General features: G+C 71.1%; 17 protein-coding genes and 1 tRNA gene. 10 read left to right on the top strand and 8 right to left on the bottom strand.

Going from position 1 to position 18,374, the window contains the following annotated elements; translation table 11 throughout:
* Positions 1 to 326 precede the first annotated feature (326 nt).
* Positions 327 to 1,415 carry a Gfo/Idh/MocA family oxidoreductase gene (locus MU407_RS08225; RefSeq protein ID WP_246956655.1) on the top strand — a complete coding sequence of 363 codons (1,089 nt, stop codon included), beginning with the start codon at positions 327 to 329 and terminating at the stop codon, positions 1,413 to 1,415.
* 21 nt (positions 1,416 to 1,436) lie between these two features.
* On the opposite strand, the gene MU407_RS08220 is transcribed toward MU407_RS08225, so the two are convergent.
* The 5 genes from MU407_RS08220 to MU407_RS08200 form a co-directional block, all read right to left on the bottom strand.
* On the bottom strand, positions 1,437 to 2,186 hold the full coding sequence (locus MU407_RS08220) for a dienelactone hydrolase family protein (RefSeq protein ID WP_102235454.1): 750 nt from the start codon (positions 2,184 to 2,186) through the stop codon (positions 1,437 to 1,439).
* Positions 2,187 to 2,235: 49 nt separating this feature from the next.
* A complete protein-coding gene (locus MU407_RS08215) occupies positions 2,236 to 3,399 on the bottom strand; it encodes a calcium:proton antiporter (RefSeq protein ID WP_246956654.1) in 1,164 nt (387 codons plus the stop codon).
* A 198-nt stretch (positions 3,400 to 3,597) separates the two neighbouring features.
* Positions 3,598 to 3,975 (bottom strand): hypothetical protein, encoded by a 378-nt coding sequence (locus MU407_RS08210; RefSeq protein ID WP_246956653.1) that lies wholly within the window; start codon positions 3,973 to 3,975, stop codon positions 3,598 to 3,600.
* Positions 3,976 to 4,191: 216 nt separating this feature from the next.
* Positions 4,192 to 4,503, bottom strand: coding sequence for a hypothetical protein (locus MU407_RS08205; protein WP_102235451.1), 312 nt, complete (start codon positions 4,501 to 4,503; stop codon positions 4,192 to 4,194).
* A 25-nt stretch (positions 4,504 to 4,528) separates the two neighbouring features.
* Positions 4,529 to 6,052, bottom strand: coding sequence for a SulP family inorganic anion transporter (locus MU407_RS08200; RefSeq protein WP_246956652.1), 1,524 nt, complete (start codon positions 6,050 to 6,052; stop codon positions 4,529 to 4,531).
* A 277-nt stretch (positions 6,053 to 6,329) separates the two neighbouring features.
* Here MU407_RS08200 and MU407_RS08195 point away from each other — a divergent pair, with 277 nt between their 5' ends.
* On the top strand, positions 6,330 to 6,701 hold the full coding sequence (locus tag MU407_RS08195) for a MerR family transcriptional regulator (protein ID WP_246956658.1): 372 nt from the start codon (positions 6,330 to 6,332) through the stop codon (positions 6,699 to 6,701).
* Between the two features lie 96 nt (positions 6,702 to 6,797).
* Here MU407_RS08195 and MU407_RS08190 read toward each other — a convergent pair whose 3' ends face one another.
* Positions 6,798 to 7,766, bottom strand: coding sequence for a hypothetical protein (locus MU407_RS08190; protein ID WP_246956651.1), 969 nt, complete (start codon positions 7,764 to 7,766; stop codon positions 6,798 to 6,800).
* A gap of 144 nt (positions 7,767 to 7,910) precedes the next feature.
* Here MU407_RS08190 and MU407_RS08185 point away from each other — a divergent pair, with 144 nt between their 5' ends.
* The 5 genes from MU407_RS08185 to MU407_RS08165 all read left to right on the top strand — a co-directional run bounded on the left by MU407_RS08185 (position 7,911) and on the right by MU407_RS08165 (position 14,453).
* Positions 7,911 to 8,114: a helix-turn-helix domain-containing protein gene (locus MU407_RS08185; protein ID WP_102235448.1), complete on the top strand. Its 204-nt coding sequence runs from the start codon at positions 7,911 to 7,913 to the stop codon at positions 8,112 to 8,114.
* A 168-nt stretch (positions 8,115 to 8,282) separates the two neighbouring features.
* On the top strand, positions 8,283 to 9,797 hold the full coding sequence (locus tag MU407_RS08180) for a hemolysin family protein (protein WP_199173865.1): 1,515 nt from the start codon (positions 8,283 to 8,285) through the stop codon (positions 9,795 to 9,797).
* The gene (locus MU407_RS08175) at positions 9,797 to 10,909 is read left to right on the top strand and encodes a hemolysin family protein (RefSeq protein ID WP_199173864.1); all 1,113 of its coding nucleotides are present in this window, start codon (positions 9,797 to 9,799) and stop codon (positions 10,907 to 10,909) included. The genes MU407_RS08180 and MU407_RS08175 overlap by 1 nt, the downstream gene beginning before the upstream one ends.
* Positions 10,910 to 10,952: 43 nt before the next feature.
* Positions 10,953 to 12,644 carry a long-chain-fatty-acid--CoA ligase gene (locus tag MU407_RS08170; RefSeq protein WP_246956650.1) on the top strand — a complete coding sequence of 564 codons (1,692 nt, stop codon included), beginning with the start codon at positions 10,953 to 10,955 and terminating at the stop codon, positions 12,642 to 12,644.
* 102 nt (positions 12,645 to 12,746) lie between these two features.
* On the top strand, positions 12,747 to 14,453 hold the full coding sequence (locus MU407_RS08165; RefSeq protein WP_246956649.1) for an AMP-binding protein: 1,707 nt from the start codon (positions 12,747 to 12,749) through the stop codon (positions 14,451 to 14,453).
* Between the two features lie 261 nt (positions 14,454 to 14,714).
* Here the strand turns inward: MU407_RS08165 and MU407_RS08160 are convergent.
* Positions 14,715 to 14,790: transfer RNA gene (locus tag MU407_RS08160), tRNA-Arg, on the bottom strand.
* An 82-nt stretch (positions 14,791 to 14,872) separates the two neighbouring features.
* On the opposite strand from MU407_RS08160, the gene MU407_RS08155 reads away from it, so the two are divergent.
* Together MU407_RS08155 and MU407_RS08150 are read left to right on the top strand one after the other, a co-directional pair.
* On the top strand, positions 14,873 to 16,309 hold the full coding sequence (locus tag MU407_RS08155; protein ID WP_246956648.1) for a nitrilase-related carbon-nitrogen hydrolase: 1,437 nt from the start codon (positions 14,873 to 14,875) through the stop codon (positions 16,307 to 16,309).
* Between the two features lie 9 nt (positions 16,310 to 16,318).
* Positions 16,319 to 17,038 (top strand): copper resistance CopC family protein, encoded by a 720-nt coding sequence (locus MU407_RS08150; RefSeq protein ID WP_246956647.1) that lies wholly within the window; start codon positions 16,319 to 16,321, stop codon positions 17,036 to 17,038.
* A 92-nt stretch (positions 17,039 to 17,130) separates the two neighbouring features.
* Here MU407_RS08150 and MU407_RS08145 read toward each other — a convergent pair whose 3' ends face one another.
* Positions 17,131 to 17,331 (bottom strand): antitoxin, encoded by a 201-nt coding sequence (locus MU407_RS08145; protein WP_102235557.1) that lies wholly within the window; start codon positions 17,329 to 17,331, stop codon positions 17,131 to 17,133.
* Positions 17,332 to 17,577: 246 nt separating this feature from the next.
* Between MU407_RS08145 and MU407_RS08140 the strand changes: the two genes are divergently transcribed.
* Positions 17,578 to 18,366 (top strand): DeoR/GlpR family DNA-binding transcription regulator, encoded by a 789-nt coding sequence (locus MU407_RS08140; RefSeq protein ID WP_246956646.1) that lies wholly within the window; start codon positions 17,578 to 17,580, stop codon positions 18,364 to 18,366.
* Positions 18,367 to 18,374: the final 8 nt, after the last annotated feature.

Below are 18,374 nucleotides of genomic sequence, written 5' to 3'. Positions count from 1 at the left end.
GGGCGCGCGGGGCGGCGCGGTTGGGGGGCGGGGTTTCGGGGGCCCGGGAGGGGGGGGGGGGGGCCGGGATACCGACCCCCCGTGGGAGCCCGGGCGGGACGCTCCGGCGCGCACGGACCAGGGGGGATGGCCGGCGGGACACCCCCGCTGCGCCGGCTCGCCCCCACCCGGGAGGGCCCCCGCCGCCCGCCGCCCCCCCCGCCCCCCCCCCCGCCGCCCCCGCCCCCGCTGGCACCGCCTCTGCTGGTACCGACCCCGCCGACAGCGCCGCCACCACTGGCTTAGCCCCCGTCGGCCCCGCTGACCCCCGCCCGCTGCGCGCCGGGGTGATCGGTCTGGGGTGGGCTGGGCAGCAGCACCTGGCTGCCTACGCCGCTGATCCCTCCGTCGAGCTCGTGGCGCTGTCCGCCATGGAGCAGCATCTGCTGGACCGCTTCGGCTCCGAGCATGACGTCCCGGGTCTCTACCAGGACTGGCAGCAGATGCTCGCCGAAGCCCGGCTCGACGTCGTCTCCATCGCCACCCCCACGTTCCTACATGCCCCGATGGCGACCGCCGCACTCGAGGCAGGCGTGCACGTCCTCACCGAGAAGCCGATGGCGCAGACCGGGGACGCCGCCGCGGAGATGGTCGAGGCAGCCCGCCGCACCGGACGCGTGCTGGACGTCTCCTTCAACCACCGTCGGCGCGGAGACGTCACGGCGCTCAAGGACATCGTGGACGCCGGTGTGCTCGGCTCCATCTACTACGCCAAGACCGGGTGGATCCGCCGACAGGGCATCCCCGGGCTCGGCACCTGGTTCACCAAGGCGGAGAGCTCCGGCGGCGGCGCCATGATGGACATCGGCATCCACATGCTGGACATGACCCTGCACCTCATGGGTGAGCCCGAGGTCACCGCGGCCTCCGCGAGCACCCACGCCGAATTCGGCCCCAAGGGCCGCGGCGGCTCCGGCTTCGGCGTCTCCGCCGTGGAGGAGGGCGTGCCCTTCGAGGTCGAGGACCTCGCCACCGCCTTCCTCCGTCTCGAGGGCGGGGAGACCGTGCTGCTGGAGGCGTCCTGGGCCCAGTGGATCCCGCACGACCTGTGCTACGTCACCCTCTACGGCGACGAGGGTGGGGCCACCATCGAATGGGGCGCGCCCACCGGCCCGAAGATCACCGTGTGGACCGAGGTGGCCGGCACGCCCGCCGAGCTGCACCCCGCCCCCGGCGAGGACCGCGGCCACGCCGGCGCGATCGCGGACTTCCTCGCCGCGGTCCGCTCGGGTGAGCACGCCGCGCATGACGGCTCCCTTGCGCTGCGGCGCGCCCGCGTGATCGACGCCTGCTACGCCTCGGCGCGCGAGGGCCGGGAGGTCCCCGTCGCCGGGGTGGAGAGGGCCGACGGAGCGGAAAGGGCCGACGGGTTGTGACGAACAGCCTCGCGACGCTCCTCAGCCTCGGCTGGGGAGCGTCTTCGCGAGGAACGCCACCGTCTGCTGCCAGGCGGCCTCGGCCGCATCGGCGTCGAACAGCCCCGGATGCGGGTTGTCGAAGGCATGCCCTGCGCCATCGTGGAGGCGGAACTCGACCTGCTCGCGCGCGCCGTCGGCGGTGACCGCCGCACGGATCTGCTCCACCATCGGCATCTCGATGAACGCATCTGCGGTCCCGAAGTGATGCAGGCTCGGCACATCCACGATCTCCGCGTGCTCCAGCAGCTGCGGCAGCGCGGACCCGTAGTAGGAGACCAGGACCGACGGTGGCCGCTGCTCCCGGATCGCCGCCGCCGCGGTGGAGAAGGCCAGGCCGCCGCCGTAGCAGAAGCCCAGCAGGCCCACCCGCTCGGAGTCCACCACGCCATGGGCCCGCAGCGCCGCGAGCGCCGCAAGCGCATCGGCCTCCGCCCGATCCCACGGCAGCGCCTGCGTCAGCGCCATACCCTCCCCGAGCCAGGCCTCGAAATCCTCGCCGTCGGGCACCCCCACCACCGGCGGGTCCAGGCGCGCGAACAGCTGCGGGGCCAGCACCGCGTACCCCAGGGCCGCGAGATCGGCGCAGCGCTGCTGCACATAGTCGGACAGCCCGAAGATCTCCTGCAGCACCACGAGACCGGGCACCGGCTCCTCGAGGTTCTCCGGCAGCCACAGCAGGCCGGGCAGGTCGCCGTCATCGGTGGGGATCAGCAGCGTCGTCGCATTCACATCGCGAGCCTACCGCCCTCGCTCCCGCCGCCCCCTCGCCGCGCCGCGCTCAGGCGAACAGCGCCAGCACGTACAGCGCGAACAGCATCAGATGCGCCGCCCCGTGCACGGCCGTCACCCGCGGGGAGGCCGCCGAGATCGCCGCGAGGGCGAACGTCACCCCGAGCAGCAGCAGATTCGCCCCGGACTCCGCGAGCACCACCGGCGCGGCGGTCACGAGCCCCAGCAGCAGCACCGTCGGGATCGTGAGGGCGTACGTGGACACCAGCGCCCCGTGGCACAGGTTCGCCACGCGCTGCACCTCGCCGCCCAGCACCGCCCTCACCGCCGTCAGCGACTCGGGGGTGAACACGATCATCGCGATCAGCAGCCCGGCGAGCGCGTGCGGTGCCCCCAGCCGGGACAGGCCATCCTCCACCAGCGCCGCCATGTGCTCGGCCAGCAGCACGATTGGCAGCACCGTCGCGACCAGCAGGCCCGTGCGCAGCAGCAGCTCCGCGCGATGCTCCCGCAGGACGGTGCGCAGGGGCGGGCGGGCAGGCGCATCCACCGCTTCCCGGAACTCCACCTCCTGGAACTCCGCGGCCTGCGCCCCCATCTGCCGCCACAGGAACAGCGCGTACAGCCCCATCGTCAACGCCGCGACTACCACCGCCTGCACCGGCCGGAACTGCCCCGCCTCCCCGATCTGTGCGGGCAGGGCGAAGGCCGTCGCCCCCAGCAGCACCAGCAGCACGAGGTACGCCGAGGTGCCCACCCGCTGCAGCGCCAGCTGCCCCTGCCGCAGCCCGCCGATCAGCAGGCACAGCCCCAGCACCAGGTTCATGATGATCATCGACACCGCCATCACCGAGTCCCGCGCGATGGTGGCGCTCTGCCCTGGCCCCAGCATCACCGCGGCGATGAGGATCACCTCGATCACCACGATCGAGAGCGTCAGCACGAGCGTGCCGTAGGGGTCGCCCAGCCGCTGCGCGAGCGCCTCCGCCTGCGCGACCACGCCGCCGGCGGCGATGACGATCACCGCGACCACGGCCCCGAACAGCGCGATGAGCGCCAAGCCCGGCAGAGGGCCGACGAGAGCGGGTGCCGCATGAGCCAGAGCGAGCACGGCGCCCCACCCGATGAGCAGCCGCGTCAGCGCGGGACGGTCCAGGATGCGGCGCAGCGCCGCAGCAAAAGACGGTGCACCCGGGGCATCAGGCGGGGTCATGCGGTCCTCCTCGGAGGCCGTCCTCCCCGGTCAGCGCGCCGCGGGTCGTCCCGGGCACGGGCGCGCCCCCCAGCGGACGTCGCCATGGATACCGTACGACAGCACGCCCCGGCCGGTCAGGTCCGGGTGAGGGACCTGACCGGCCGGGGTCAGCAGCCGACGGGCTGCGCCGTCACGGCGCTGCGGTGTCTCGTGGGATCAGATGTCGTGCGGGCTGCCGATGCCCACCAGCAGACCGTTGTCGTTGTCGACGTAGGTGCCTGGTGCGACGAGGAGGTCCCACACCGAGCCCTGGCCCTCGAGGTCGGCAGCCAGGACGATGCGCGTCGGGTCCCCCTGACCCGCCGCGGCCTCATCCTCGCCCGCACCCGTGCCGGTCCCTGCACCGTCCCCTGACTGCTCGCCCTCGCTGTCGGATTGCCCGCCGTCGCCTGTGGACTGCTCAGCCTGCTCGGCCGGAGCATCCCCCTGCTGGGCAGCGGTGTCGGTCCCGCAGGCTGCCAGTGACAGCAGCGCGGTCGAGGCGGCCAGTGCCAGCGCGGCACGCGAACGTCGTGCGATGTGTGCTGTGGTCATGGCTGTTGTCCCTCCTCAGCGACTCGGAGACGGCGTTCCCGTCGTGGACCGAGCCGCGGCGGTCCGCGACACACGGTGCCAAAGGGTCAAGGGGCAAGGAATATTCATGACATCGCTGCGGTGGTTGGGTGAAGATTCTGTGCACCGCGCGGAGACCTCAGGGAGGAGCGCACGTCGGCGCCCAGAAAACGCTGGTCAGCGCCCAGAGATCGCTAGTCAGCGCCCAGAATCGGGGCGCCGCGGGGCAACGTGGTCGCCGTGGGCGCGGCGGTGCTCCTCATCGAGCGCGTCCTCCTCCGCGGCGCTGTCCGGGACGCTGCCGCGCCGTCCCAGCGCGATGCCCAGGCCTGCGCCCACCGCAAGGCCCACCAGGGCGCCGAGGAACAGGTTGTCCACCACCACCAGGCCGATCCCCATGCCCAGGATGAAGCCGATCATCATCCCGAAGGGCAGCCACGTGGCGTCGAAGCGTCGCCGCTGCGGGGTCGAGCGGGGCTGCGGCGGGGGAGCGGACGGGGAAGAGGTCATGCCAGGAGGGTAGTGGGAGTGCGCCTCACCGCAGGTGCGCGAGCCGCACCCGCATGCGTCGACTGGCCTTGTTCAGCCCGACCACATCGACCTCGGTGCCGTGGCGGTGGTACTTCTCCGTGATCGCATCCACGGCCGCCACCGTCGAGGCGTCCCACAGGTGGGAGTTCGACAGGTCGATCACCACGTGCTGCGGGTCCTCCGCGTAGCGGAACATCATGTACAGGTCGTTCGAGGAGGCGAAGAACAGCTCGCCGTCCACGGTGTAGCGCGCCACCGCGGTCCCGTCGGCCCGCTCCTCGAGGGTGCGCTCCACGTGCACCAGGTGCGCCACGCGCTGTGCGAAGGCGACCATCGCCACCAGTACGCCGAGCACCACGCCGACGGCCAGGTTGTCGGTCGCGACCGTGCCCACCACGGTCACCACCATCACCGTGGTCTCGGATTTCGGCATGTAGGCGAGGGTGCGGGGGTGGATCGAATGCCAGTCGAAGGTGGTCACGGACACGAAGATCATGACTGCCACGAGCACGGCCATCGGGATCAGCCCGACGATGTCGCCGAGGGCCACCACGAGGATCAGCAGGAACACGCCCGCCAGGAACGTGGACAGGCGCGTGCGGGCGCCCGAGGCGCGCACATTGATCATGGTCTGGCCGATCATCGCGCAGCCGCCCATACCGCCGAAGAAGCCGCTGACGATGTTCGCGACGCCCTGCCCCCAGGACTCGCGGGTCTTGTCCGAGCGGGTATCGGTGATGTCATCCACGAGCTTCGCCGTCATGAGCGACTCCATGAGCCCCACGAGCGCCATGCCCAGCGCGTATGGCGCGATGATCCGCAGGGTCTCGAGCGTGAACGGCACATCGGGGATGAACAGGGTGGGCAGGGAGCTGGGCAGCTCGCCCTTGTCGCCCACCGTCGGCACCTCGATCCGCGCAGCCACCACGATGATCGTCAGCACCACGATCGCCACCAGCGGCGCCGGCACCGCCGTGGTCAGCTTGGGCAGCCCGAACACGATCAGCAGGCTCAGCGCCAGCAGCGGATACACCAGCCACGGCACCCCCAGCAGCTCCGGCACCTGCGAGAGGAAGATGAGGATCGCGAGCGCATTGACGAAGCCGACCATCACCTGCCGCGGGATGAACCGCATGAGCTTTGCCGCGCCCAGCAGCGCGAGGATCACCTGGAATACGCCCGCCAGGATCACCGCGGCGATCATGTAGTCCACGTCGTAATCCCGCACGAGCGGGGCGATGACGAGCGCCACCGCACCGGTCGCGGCGGAGATCATCGCCGGCCGACCGCCCAGGATCGCCGTGGTCACCGCCATGGTGAAAGAGGAGAACAGTCCCACCCGCGGATCCACGCCCGCGATGATCGAGAACGCGATCGCCTCCGGGATCAGCGCGAGCGCCACCACCAGGCCGGCCAGCACCTCGGTCTTCAGCCACGCGGGACGGCGCAGGGCCGCCAGGACGCTCTGGCGCTCCTCCGGGGTGGGGGCGTGCGCGGGCGGTGTGGTGGGCGCTGGGGCGGCAGGCACAGAAGACTCCTGGGAGAAGAGACGGGGCCGACGGCGGCAGGCGGAAAAGTAGAGGAGCGACCGAGAAGCGGGTCAGGGCAGGGTGCAGCGACGGCAGGAGCCGACGGTGGCGGGGGAGAGCAAACCTTGACGCGATGAGAAGGTTCAGCACCACCTTAACCGCTTGTTAGGGTTGCGCCGAGAGCCCAGCCCCGTGCGCTTGCCCACATGGTGCTGACCTGTCCGAATACGAGGGGTCGGGAGGGTGCGCGAGGACTCGAGGAGGAGCCCCATGAACATGCACATCGGCCAGTTCGCCGAACGCACCGGGCTGTCCTCCCGCACACTGCGGCACTACGAGGCCATCGGCCTGATCCCGCCCACCGGTCGCACTGAGGGAGGTTTCCGCCTCTACACCGAGGAGGACCTGCGGCGCTTGATGACCATCCGACGGATGAAGGCGCTCGGCTACTCCACCGCGGAGATGGGCGAACTGCTGGAGCTGCTGGATGTGCTCGAGGATGAGGCGGCCGATGGGGAGCGTCGCCAGCAGGCCCGCGCCGCCCTGGAGGCGCGGCTCGACGACGCCCGCGAACGTCGCGAGAAGCTCGCCGCCCAGGTGGATCGAGCCGATGAGTTCCTCGGGATCCTGCAGGAACGCCTGGGCTGAACGGGCGGTGGGCTGAACGAGCAACGGCGCGCCGCACCGCTCGGTGCGACGCGCCGTCACGCTGCGCTCACGCAGAGGTCACCTCATCCGCGGGACTCACTCCACAACGTCCTCGACCGAGATCCCGATCAGCAGACCGTGGTCATAGCCCACCCAGGTGCCCGGGGCGACCTTGAGATCGACCTCCCGGCCGTCGCCCGTGCTCGCCGTGCAGTCGGCCACCTCATAGCCCTTCGCACTCAGGCCGTCCTCGCAGGTGACCTTCTTCCAGTCCGCTGTCTGGCGCGCATCGATCAGGGCAGTGTCCGAGGTCAGAGCATCGAGTGTGCGCTGCCCCAGGTCCTTGGCGCTGATGTCCTCCGCGAGGGCCATCGAGCCCGTGCGGTTGCCGGTGAACATGACGTCGTCCATATCCAGATCGTCCGCGGCGTCCGCGGGGAAGCCGCCGCCGCGCACGAACAGCACGCCCCGGCCCGCGCCCGGCCCGCCGTCCACGGGCACCGAGACCGTGTAGGCCGTCCACGGCACCTGCTCGGTATTGGCCTCACCGTCCGGGGTGTTCGGGTAGGCGCTGCAGACGACCCGGGACCCCGGGCTGAGCGAGAGGTCGTTCTTGCAGGTCGCCGCACCCTCGGCGTCCTCCCCGCCGATCTCGGCAGCCAGCGCCGCCGCGAGATCATCGGCCGCCCATGGCGCACCGCTGCCCTCGCCGCTAGTCACATCGGCGGTCAGCGCCACAAAGGGGCGCTCCTCGACCGGGACCTGACCGCCGGCCTGATCATCGACGTCCCCGTCGTCACCGTCGGCGTCGTCGTCCGCATCATCGGCATCCGAATCGTCCGTTGCGGCGGAGTCATCAGAGCTGTCAGAGTCATCCGAGTCGTCAGAGTCGTCGCGGTCATCGGTGTCCTCGCCCGTGCCGCCCTCCTGCTCCTGCGCGGGCGCGGGGTCCTGCGTGGCGGGCTCCTCGGGGGAGCCGCCGCAGGCGCTCAGGCCCAGCAGGGCAGCAGCAGCGGCGAGAGTCAGGACGCGGCGGGTGCGCTGCGTCGTGGTGGTCGAGCTCATGTCGTTCCCCTTCGGGCGGCACGGGGGCGGCGGTTCCACCCGGGGCCGTGCCGTACGAGCGCACACTGTGCCAAGTGGCCGTCAAGAAAGTCAAGCCCAAGTAAAAGGTGCAGGCTGTTCCGGCGATTCGTGGCGGGTTTCCGGATGGTGAGGGGGGTTGAAGTGGGCGTGCTGCTCGAGGTGCCGCTGTCCCGTGCGGACCTCGCGGGTCTCGCCGGGTCCACTGCCGAATCCGTCTCCCGCGTCATGTCCCGCTGGAAGAAACAGGGCCTGAGCGACTCCGGGCGACGCTGGACTGCCCTGCGCGACCGCACCCAGCTCGAGCAGATCGCCGCGGCCGCCGACTGATCCCGTCGGCGCGAGACATCACAGCCGCCTCCCGGGTGCCCGTTGATAGCCTGAGCGGGCGCCCCATGGGCGCGCACCACCAGCTCCTGCCGCCGACCCCCGAGGTGCCACATATCCCATGGAGTGCGCTGAACGCCCCGAACCCGATCCTTTCCGGGCAGGTCGGCGGTGAGCACCACGACAGCCATCGGGTTCGTCCTCCTGGGCGGGCTGGCCATCCTCGCGCTCATCGCGGCCAACGGCTTCTTCGTGGCCCAGGAGTTCGCCTACATGTCGGTGGACCGCAACCGCCTGCGCACCGCAGCGGAGAGCGGTGACGGCCGCGCGCAGGCCGCCCTGAAGATCACCGAGCGCACCTCCTTCATGCTCTCCGGCGCACAGCTGGGCATCACCGTCACCGGCCTGCTGGTGGGCTTCGTGGCCGAGCCCTTCGTCGGCGAGGGTCTCGGCGCGCTGCTGGGAGATGTGGGCGTGCCCGCCGCGGTCTCCGTCACTGTCGGCACCGTCCTCGCGCTGCTCATCTCCACCGTGGTGCAGATGATCTTCGGCGAGCTGTTCCCCAAGAACTACACGATCGCCGCGCCCATGAAGTCCGCGCTCGTGCTGGCCCGCCCCACCCGCATCTACCTGCTGCTGTTCGGCTGGATCGTGCACTTCTTCGACTGGTCCGCCAACAGCTTCCTGAAGCTCGTGCGGATCCAGCCGGTGGAGGACGTGGACTCCTCCGCCACCGCCGAGGACCTCGAGCACATCGTCGCCACCTCCCGCGAGACCGGGGACCTCACCGATGAGGAGTTCCTGACCATCGACCGCATGCTCGACTTCCCCGAGCAGGACGTCGAGCACGCCATGATCCCCCGCACCCGCGCTGACGTCGTGGACCCCGAAACCACCATCGGCGAGGTCCGCACCCTCATGGCCACCGAGCACACCCGCTACCCCGTGATCGACGAGGAGCACAACCCCGTCGGCGTGGTGCACATGCTCGATGTGATGAGCACCCCGCACGCCTCCGATGAGCCCGTCACCGTGATCATGCGCGAGCCCTGCGTGCTGCCGGAGCTCATGAGCCTGCCCGATGCCGTCTCCGAGCTGCGCCGCCGCAGCGAACGCCTGGCCTGCGTGATCGACGAGTACGGCGGCTTCACCGGACTGCTGTCCATGGAGGACATCGCCGAGGAGGTCTTCGGGGAGCTCGTGGACGAGCACGATGACGAGGAGGAGACCGAAGAGATCACCGCTGCCGGGGAGAACACCTGGATCCTCGACGGGGACGTGCACGTTGACGAGCTCGAACGGGCCATCGGCTCCGACCTGCCCGAGGGGGAGTACGAGACCGTCGCCGGGCTGCTCATCGCCGAGTACGGCTCCCTCCCGGAAGAGGGGCAGACGCACGATGTGGAGCTGCCTGCCCAGGGCGAGGATTTCCTCGAGGACGATGAGCCCGAGGCCCGCCTGCTGCGCCTGACCGTCCAGGAGATCGACCACCACGTGCCTTCCGTGCTGCGCGCCGAGCTCATCGAGCCCGAACGGCCCGGCGATGAGGACGCTCGCGAGACTGACGAGCGCGACGAGGCCGGCGAGGGCGACGGGCGCGGTGAGGCCGGCGAGGCCGACGGCGATAGGGGCCGCGAGCCGCGCGCCACCGGATCCGTGGCCGTCGACGGGGAGGAGACTCGCTGATGCCCTGGTTCCTCTCCCTGCCCCTGTCCGCGCTGATCATCGTCATCTCCGCGTTCTTCGTCATCATCGAGTTCGCGCTGCTGGCCGCCCGGAGCTCCCGCCTCGAGGAGGAGGCGGAATCCTCCGGCTCGGCCCGCGCCGCCCTGCGCGCCCAGAACCAGCTGACGATGATGCTCGCCGCCGCCCAGCTCGGCATCACCGGGGCCACCTTCGCTCTCGGCGCGGTCGCCAAACCCGCGGTGCAGCAGCTACTGGGGCCCGTGCTGGAGGCCATCGGCCTGCCCGCCGCCGCCAGCTACGCGGTCTCCTTCGGGATCGCCCTGTTCATCGTCACGTTCCTGCACCTCGTGGTGGGGGAGATGGCCCCGAAGTCCTGGGCGATCGCCCACCCCGAGACCGCCGCGAAGCTCGTCTCCCCGGTGGGCAACACGATCGTCACCGTGCTGCGCCCGCTGCTGAGCTGGATCAACCACATGGCCAACCGCCTGGTGTCCCTCGCCGGGGAGGAGCCCGTGGATCGCGCCGTCGCCCGCGGATACGACGCCGATATGCTCGCCACCCTCGTCCAGCACTCCGCCGCCCAGGGCGTGCTCGATGAGACCTCCGGTGATCAGCTGCGCACCCTCATCAGCCTCCACCAGACGAGCGTCGGAGACATCATCGCCCCGCGCACCGTCCGGCCCACCGCGGTGGCGCCGGATGCGACCGTCTCCGACGTCCAAGAGGCCGCGCGTCGATCCGGCCACTTCCGCATCCTGCTGGAACCGCCGCCGCTGGACGGGCCGAGCACTGCGGACAGACCGGGCACCGCGGATGGGCCGAGCACCGCGGACGGGCACCGTGAGGTGCGCATGGTGCATGTGCGCGACACGCTCCTGGCCGACCCCGCCACCCCCGCCGCGGACCTCGCGATCCAGACACTGCAGCTGCGCGAATCCACCACGATCATGGAAGCCGTCGAGCAGATGCGCACCCAGCGCCGCCTGCTGGCCGTCGTGGTGCCCGATGACGGGCCCGCCCGCATCCGCGGCGTGGTCACGAGCGAGGACCTGCTGGAGCGGATCTGGCCCTCGGTCGAGCAACGCCTCGCGGCCGAGCGGAAGGCCGGCTGAGCTACGCCCTCCGACGCAACTTACGCTCGCGTAAGATTGGCGCGTGAGCACACCGACGCACCCCTGGACCCGGCACTACCAGCAGGGCGTGCCCGCCCAGATCACTCCGCCCACCACTTCGCTCGTGGAGATGTTCGAGGACGCCGTCTCCCGCGGCGGGCGCCGCACCGCCCTTGAGTTCTTCGGCGCCACGACCAGCTACCGCGAGCTCGGCCAGCAGGTCAAGCGCGCCGCCCAGGGTCTGTTGGACCTTGGCGTGAAGCCGGGGGACCGGGTGGCGCTGATCCTGCCCAACAGCCCCCAGCACCTCGTCGCGTTCTACGCCGTGCTGCGCATCGGCGGCGTCGTGGTGGAGCACAACCCGCTGTACACCGCACCGGAGATCCGCCACCTGTTCGAGGACCACCGCGCCGAAGTGGTCATCGCCTGGGACAGCGTGGTGGACAAGGTCCAGGCCCTGCCCGCGGACATCACGGTGCGGCACATCGTCTCGGTGAACCTGCTGGAGGCCTTCCCGTTGGTGAAGCGCCTGGCCCTGAGCCTGCCGGTACCGTCCCTGCGGGCGAAGCGCCGCGCCCTGCACACCCGGGTGCGCGGCACCGTCCCGTGGTCGAAGCTCCTGGCCGGAGGGCGGATCGCCCGGAAGCACCCGCGCCCGGGCCTCGAGGACCTCGCGGTCATCCAGTACACCTCCGGCACCACCGGACGGCCCAAGGGCGCGATGCTCACCCATCGGAACCTGTACTCCAACGCCCTGCAGGGCGCCGCCTGGATGATCGAGGCGCAGGACGGCCGGGAGACGATCTACGCACTGCTGCCGATGTTCCACGCCTTCGGCATGACGCTCTACCTCACCTTCGGGATTCTCAAACGTGCCCGGATCGTGCTGTTCCCGCGGTTCGACGTGGACATGGTGCTCGATGCGTGGAAGAAGTCCCCGGCCACCGTGTACTGCGCGGTCCCGCCGATCTACGAGCGCACCGCCGCCCGCGCCAAGGAACGCGGCGTGGACATCTCCTCGGCGACGTACTGCATCTCCGGGGCGATGGCTCTGACCGACCGGATCGTCGAGGACTGGGAGGAGGTCTCCGGCGGCCTGCTCGTGGAGGGTTACGGCATGACCGAGGCCTCTCCGGTGCTGCTCGGCAACCCCTTCGCGCCCTCGCGCCGCACCGGCACCATCGGCATCCCCTTCCCCTCCACCGACGTGAAGGTTGTGGACCCCGAGGATCCCAGCCGTGAGGTGGAGCGCGGCGAGCAGGGTGAACTGCTCGTGCGGGGCCCGCAGGTCTTCCGCGGCTACTGGGACAACCCCGAGGAGACCGCGGCCGCGTTGCTGCCCGGCGGCTGGCTGCGCACCGGTGATGTGGTCACACAGGACGCCGACGGCTTTACCACCATCGTGGACCGGGCCAAGGAGCTCATCATCACCGGCGGCTTCAACGTCTCACCCACCGAAGTGGAGCACGTGCTGCTCACCCACCCCGCGATCGCCGAAGCGGCCGTGGTGGGCATCCCTCGGGCCGACGGGGGAGAGGAGGTCACCGCCGTGATCGTCCTCGAGCCTGGCGCCCAGGAGCCCAGCCGCGAGGAGCTGCGCGCCTTCGCCAAGGAGCAGCTCGCCGCCTACAAGGCGCCGCGGGCGGTGCATGTGGTGACCGAGCTGCCGCGCTCCCTGCTCGGCAAGGTGCTGCGCAAGCAGGTGCGGGATCAGCTGACCGGGCAGTCGGCCTGAGACCGCTGCCCGTCGGCCCGCATCGAGTACCTTTTGCGCAGGTGGCCAGCGTCGGCCGCCGCCACTCCGCCCTCTCGTCCATCTCCCCTGTGAGGACCCGCCATGGCCACGCCCGAGGACTGCTGGAGCTCCGCCTACGCCGACGGGGTGCGTCGGCGCGGCCTGGACTATCCTTCCGGCTCGCTGATCGACGAGTTCGACGAGGCAGTGCGCACCTACGGTGACAAGCCCGCCCTGGACTTCTTCGCCCGCCGCACCAGCTACGCCCAGCTCGGCGAGCAGGTCGAGCAGGTCGCATCGAGCCTGCACGCCCTGGGCGTGGGTCCCGGGTCCACGGTCGCGCTGCTGATGCCCACCTGCCCGCAGCACGTGGTCGCGTTCTACGCGGTCCTCGCCTGCGGCGGCACCGTCGTCGAGCACAATCCGCTGTACCCCACCCAGGAGCTCGCGCCGCTGTTCGCCGACCATCGAGCGGACGTCGCGATCGTGTGGAATGCCGCCGCGCAGACCATTCACGACCTGCCCGCGGAGCACCGGCCGCGTACGATCATCGCGATCGACCTGCTGGAGGAGATGACCTGGGCGAAGCGCCTGCTGCTGCGCCTGCCCATCGCTAAAGCCCGCCAGTCCCGCGCTCAGCTGTCTCAGCCCGCCCCGGAGGGGACGCTTGACTTCGCGGACATGCTGCGCGGCGCCGCAGAGTCCGTCCCCGCCGCGAACCGGCCCGCGAATGAGGACGTGGCGCTGCTGCTGTACACCTCCGGAACCACTGGCCGCCCCAAGGGTGTGCCGCTGACCCATCGGAACCTCCTCGCGACCACGACGCAGGCCATCGAATGGGTGACGCCGCTGCAGCCCGGCAAGGAAGTTTTCATGGCCTGCCTGCCGCTGTTCCACGTCTTCGGCTGCTCACTGTCGATGAACGCCGGGCTGACCGTCGGCGCAATGCTGCACCTCATCCCCAAGCCGGAGACCGGGCTGATCTTGGACGCGATCCGGCGGCGCACCCCCACCATGATGATCGCCGTGCCACCGCTGTTCGACCGCGTCGTGCAGGGAGCGCACGAGCGCGGCCAGTCCCTGCAGGGCATCCGCACCGGGATCGCCGGGGCGATGCCGCTGAAGCCCGAGCTCATCGAGGCGTGGGAGAGCGCCACCGGCGGCCTGCTGATCGAGGGCTACGGCATGACCGAGTGCTCCCCGATCCTCGCCGGCAACCCGGTGGACGAGACCCGCGAGGCCGGCTCGATCGGCGTGCCGTTCCCGGATACGGACCTGCGCTTGGTGGACCCCGATGACCCCTCGCGCGAAGTGGAGCCCGGCGAGCCGGGGGAGATCCTGGCGCGCGGACCCCAGGTGTTCGTCGGGTACCGCAACCGCCCCGAGGAGACCACCGCCGCGTTCCACGACGGCTGGTTCCGCACCGGCGACATCGCCGTCATGGGCGACAACGGGTTCCTGCGCATCGTGGACCGCCTCAAGGAGATGGTCATCACCGGCGGTTTCAACGTCTACCCCTCCGAGGTGGAGGACGCGCTGCGCGCGGAGGGCATCGACGACAGCGCCGTGGTGGGCTGGGCCGATGAGAACGGGTCCGAGGAGGTCATCGCCGCGATCGTCACCCCCGACGGCGTGCTGCCCGACGTCGAGGCGCTGCGCCTGCGCCTCAAGGAGCGCATCGCCGCGTACAAGGTGCCGCAACAATTCCATGTGCTCGCCGAGCTACCCCGCAACGAGATGGGCAAGGTGCTGCGCCGAGAGGTGCGGACGCGGCTCGAGGAGTTCGAGAAGCGACGCCGGGAGGGGTGAGGGCGGCTAAGGAGATGACGTTGCAGCTTGTCCGCGGAGGACGAGCGGATCCTCGCATGCTTGACCGATGCCGACGGGGTCACGCCGCAGGAGGCGGTGATCCGCGCGATCCACGAGGCCGCGGCACGGCGCGGCGGTGACGGGAAGGTCGCTGCTGCCTCGGCGAGCGTCGGGCTGAGAGCACTGCGTATTGGCTGCGTAGTATCGCCGAAAAGAAGAGAGGCCAGGAAGCCGTCGCGTCTTCCTGACCTGCTACTTCTCTGGTGCCCCCGAGACGATTCGAACGTCCGACACCCGCTTTAGGAGAGCGGTGCTCTATCCCCTGAGCTACGAGGGCTGATGGGCCGCCGCCGACTTACACAGTGCGCAAACCGGGCGCGGACCGGGGACCATCGTACCGCCCGTGGCAGGATCGACCTATGTCCAGCGCAGCACAGCAGTCCGCTCTTCACACCGCCACCGTGATCCTCGCCGGCGGCGCCGCGACCCGCCTGGGCGGCACGGAGAAGACCCGCATCGCCGTGGCCGGGGCGAGCGCGCTGGAGCGGGTGCTGCGCGCGAGCCCCATCGGCCCCCGGGTGGTGGTGGGACCGCGCGCAGCCGACGGGGACCAGCTCGCCGCCCGGCACGTTGCCACCTTCGTGGTCGAAGACCCGCCGCGCTCCGGGCCCGCCGCGGCACTCGCTCGCGGCCTCGAGGAACTGCGCGAGCTCCCGGATGCGGCGCCCGTGCTGCTGCTCGCCGGAGATATGCCGCTGCTGCGCCCCGAAACCCTCGCGCAGCTCGCCGACGGCGCGCGGACCGGGGGAGTGCATGCCCTCATCGATGCTGCAGGCCACACCCAGTTCCTCGCCGCCGCCTGGCCGCTCGGGCGCCTGCGCGCCGCGCTCGAGGCAACCCGCGGCGCCGATGGCGGATGGGCGGGTATGAGCATGAAGCGCCTATACGCCGAACTGGGCTCGGACGAGCTCACGACCCGCGCGGCGACCGGCGCGGAGGACGCGGACATCGACACCGCCCGCAGCCTCAGCCAGGTCCGTGCCGCCGCGGGGCCGCGCGTGGCGATCGCGCAGATCGAGGTGGGCGAGGACCCGCACCTCACCGAGCAGCGGATCCGGGAGGCCGCCGCCCGCGCCGCCGAGGGTGGAGCGCGGCTGCTCCTGCTGCCCGAAGCGGTCCTCACCCCCTTCGGCACCGACCTGCACGAGGCTGCTGTGACGCGCGGCGAGGCGTTCGATGCGCTCCTGCAGGAGCTCGCCGAGCAGCATCGGCTCGTGATCGTCGCCGGATCCTTCACACCCGCCCACGACGGCCGCGTCCACAACACCGTGCTGGTGCGCGGCCCTGGCGGCACCCCGCACGCCGAGTACCGCAAGATCCACCTGTTCGATGCCTTCGGCAGCGGGGAATCCCGCACCGTCGCCCCCGGCGATCAGCTCGTCACGATCGAGCTGGACGGCACCTGCTTCGGCATCGCCACCTGCTACGACATCCGCTTCCCCGAGCAGTTCACGGCGCTCGCCCGCCGCGGCGCCCACGCGATCCTGGTGCCCGTGGCGTGGGCTGCCGGCGCCGGCAAGCGTGAGCAGCTCCAGCTGCTGCTGCGCGCCCGCGCCCTGGATTCCACCAGCATCATTCTCGCCGCCGACCAGTCCGCGCCCGAGGGCTACGACGGCACTGCCCCGCGCGGCATCGGTCACAGCGCCGCCATCGGTCCCCTGGGGTCTGTGCGTGCCGAGCTCGGGGCGGACCCCGGAATGCTGCTGGTGGACCTGGACCTCGCCGAAGTGGCGCAGGCCCGCCGCGCCCTGCCCGTGCTCGAGCACGCTGTCGAGATCCCCAGCAACCTCGCGTAACCTGCAGGAATGACCCCGCAGCTGATCCGCTTCGTCGGCCCCCGGACACCGCTGGCCTCCGTGGCCGGGGATCGGCGGCCGCGGCTGGCCCTCGCCCTCAGCCTGCTGCTTGCGGTGCTGCTGGCGCTCGTGCTCGCGCTGCCCGCACCCGCCCGCGCGCACGACACCCTCATCAGCACCGATCCCGAGGACGGCGCCTCCCTCGAGACCAGCCCCGAGGAGCTCACCCTCACCTTCTCCGGCGACCTGCTGGACGTCAGCCCCGTCGTACGGATCACCACCGAGGACGGCACCCAGCTCGCCGACATCACCCCGCAGGTCGAGGGCCCCACCGTCACCGCCGCGCTCGAGGACCCGCTGCCGCGCGGCACCCACACCGTCGCCTGGCGCGTCGTCTCCGGCGACGGCCACCCCATCGAAGGGTCCTTCACCATCACCGTTGAACAGGGTGAGGAAGCTCCGGCCGGCAAGGGGGACGACGGGGCTGCGGGCACCGAAAGCTCTGACAGCGGCGACGGCAACGACGGCGCCGCTGCCGGTGGCGACGGTGACTCGGCCGACGGGGCTGAGGCGGGCGGCTCCAGTGCTGAGGCGGCGGAGTCCACGCCCGGCGCGGGGGAGTCCTCCGATGCCGGGGGCCTGTCCGTGCCCGTCCTGGGGCTGATTCTGCTGGTCCTCGTGGGCGGAGTCATCGCTGCGGCGCTTGGCATCCTGCGCCGCCGCAGCTGAGCTGGGGGCCGCTGGGCGCGAGCCCGCGCATGACGAAGCCCCCGACGCCGCAGCGCCGGGGGCTTCGTCGAATGCTCAGAGAGCCGACAGGATCACTTGTCCTGCTTCTTGTCCTGGCCGCCGAGGCCCAGGTGGTCCTTCGCGGCATCGGAGCCGCGGTCGATGTGCTCGTCGTGCTTGCCGCCCGTGCGCTCCTTGAGCTGATCGGAGGCGGTGTCGATGCCCTTCTCGACCTTGTCCGGGTTGTCGTCGGCGAAGCCCTTGGCCTTGTTCAGTGCGTCGTCGAAGCCCATGATCATGTCCTTTCGTTCGCGTGACCACCCCGGTCGGGGCGACGCAGTCACCGTAACGATGGGCCTCTCGTGATTCAAACGTGACCTGGGTATGACCCGCACGGGTGCGCGAAACTGCGCGGAAGCGCCGCAGCTGACCATGATCTGAGCAATACTCGCTGCGTGAGTGCGAGCAGTCCCGCGTCCCCGAACAGCCCCACACGCCCCACCGGCCCCACAACCCCCGCAGAACCAGCCACCCGCGGCATGTCCCGCAGCGCCCGCTGGGACCATGTGCTGACGCAGCTGTCCGCCACCCGGCAGCTCTCTGTCTCGCAGGTCGCCGCGGAGCTCGGCGTCAGCGAGTCCACGGTGCGGCGCGACTTCGTGGAGATGGAGCGCGCCCAGCTGGCCCGCCGCACTCACGGCGGAATCATCGCCGTCGACGTCGCCTACTCCCTGGCCGCCGGGCCGCGCAAGGCCGATGAGACCGCCGCCGCCCGTGAACGCGTCGCCACCTGCGCCGCCGCCCTCGTCGAGCCCGGGCAGATCATCGGCGTCAACGGCGGGCGCAGCACGAGCTCCACCGCCCGACGCATCCTCGCCCGCCCCGACCTCGACGCCCGCGATGGACGCCCGGGCCTGACCATCGTCTGCGCCGCGCTGAACATCGCCACCGAAGCGGTGCTGCGCCCGAACGTGCGCACCGTCGTCCTGGGCGGTGTCGCTGAGCCGTACTCCTTCGAGCTCACCGGTCCGCTGGCCACCGCGACCATGCGCGACCTGTGGCTGGACACCATGTTCGTCGGGACCGTCGGGCTCGATGTGAGAGCCGGGCTCACCTGCAACTCCGAGGCCGAAGCCGGGGTGACCCGCACGATGATCGGCCACTCCCGCCGCGTCGTCGGCCTCGCGAGTGTCGACAAGGTGGGGCATCGGGCGCTCGCCGGGATCTGCCCCGTAGCGCTGCTGACCGACCTGGTCCTCGCCGGGCCCGTCCCCGCGGATCTGCGCGAGCACCTCGCGGAGAACTCCGTGCGGCTGCACGAAGTGTGAGCGCGCGG

The organism is Brachybacterium sp. Marseille-Q7125 (genome assembly GCF_023062615.1).
GTDB lineage: Bacteria > Actinomycetota > Actinomycetes > Actinomycetales > Dermabacteraceae > Brachybacterium.
Note: the sequence above shows the minus strand (reverse complement) of the source record. Positions and strands in the feature narration are given on the sequence as shown.

What these genes read in the sequence shown, in the direction of transcription:
- MU407_RS08215 (WP_246956654.1), bottom strand. Translation starts at nt 3,399, where the DNA reads ATGACCCCGCCTGATGCCCCGGGTGCACCGTCTTTTGCTGCGGCGCTG.
- MU407_RS08205 (WP_102235451.1), bottom strand. Translation starts at nt 4,503, where the DNA reads ATGACCTCTTCCCCGTCCGCTCCCCCGCCGCAGCCCCGCTCGACCCCG.
- MU407_RS08175 (WP_199173864.1), top strand. Translation starts at nt 9,797, where the DNA reads ATGCCCTGGTTCCTCTCCCTGCCCCTGTCCGCGCTGATCATCGTCATC.
- MU407_RS08190 (WP_246956651.1), bottom strand. Translation starts at nt 7,766, where the DNA reads ATGAGCTCGACCACCACGACGCAGCGCACCCGCCGCGTCCTGACTCTC.
- MU407_RS08145 (WP_102235557.1), bottom strand. Translation starts at nt 17,331, where the DNA reads ATGGGCTTCGACGACGCACTGAACAAGGCCAAGGGCTTCGCCGACGAC.
- MU407_RS08185 (WP_102235448.1), top strand. Translation starts at nt 7,911, where the DNA reads ATGGTGAGGGGGGTTGAAGTGGGCGTGCTGCTCGAGGTGCCGCTGTCC.
- MU407_RS08195 (WP_246956658.1), top strand. Translation starts at nt 6,330, where the DNA reads ATGCACATCGGCCAGTTCGCCGAACGCACCGGGCTGTCCTCCCGCACA.
- MU407_RS08140 (WP_246956646.1), top strand. Translation starts at nt 17,578, where the DNA reads ATGTCCCGCAGCGCCCGCTGGGACCATGTGCTGACGCAGCTGTCCGCC.
- MU407_RS08155 (WP_246956648.1), top strand. Translation starts at nt 14,873, where the DNA reads ATGTCCAGCGCAGCACAGCAGTCCGCTCTTCACACCGCCACCGTGATC.
- MU407_RS08165 (WP_246956649.1), top strand. Translation starts at nt 12,747, where the DNA reads ATGGCCACGCCCGAGGACTGCTGGAGCTCCGCCTACGCCGACGGGGTG.
- MU407_RS08210 (WP_246956653.1), bottom strand. Translation starts at nt 3,975, where the DNA reads ATGACCACAGCACACATCGCACGACGTTCGCGTGCCGCGCTGGCACTG.
- MU407_RS08150 (WP_246956647.1), top strand. Translation starts at nt 16,319, where the DNA reads ATGACCCCGCAGCTGATCCGCTTCGTCGGCCCCCGGACACCGCTGGCC.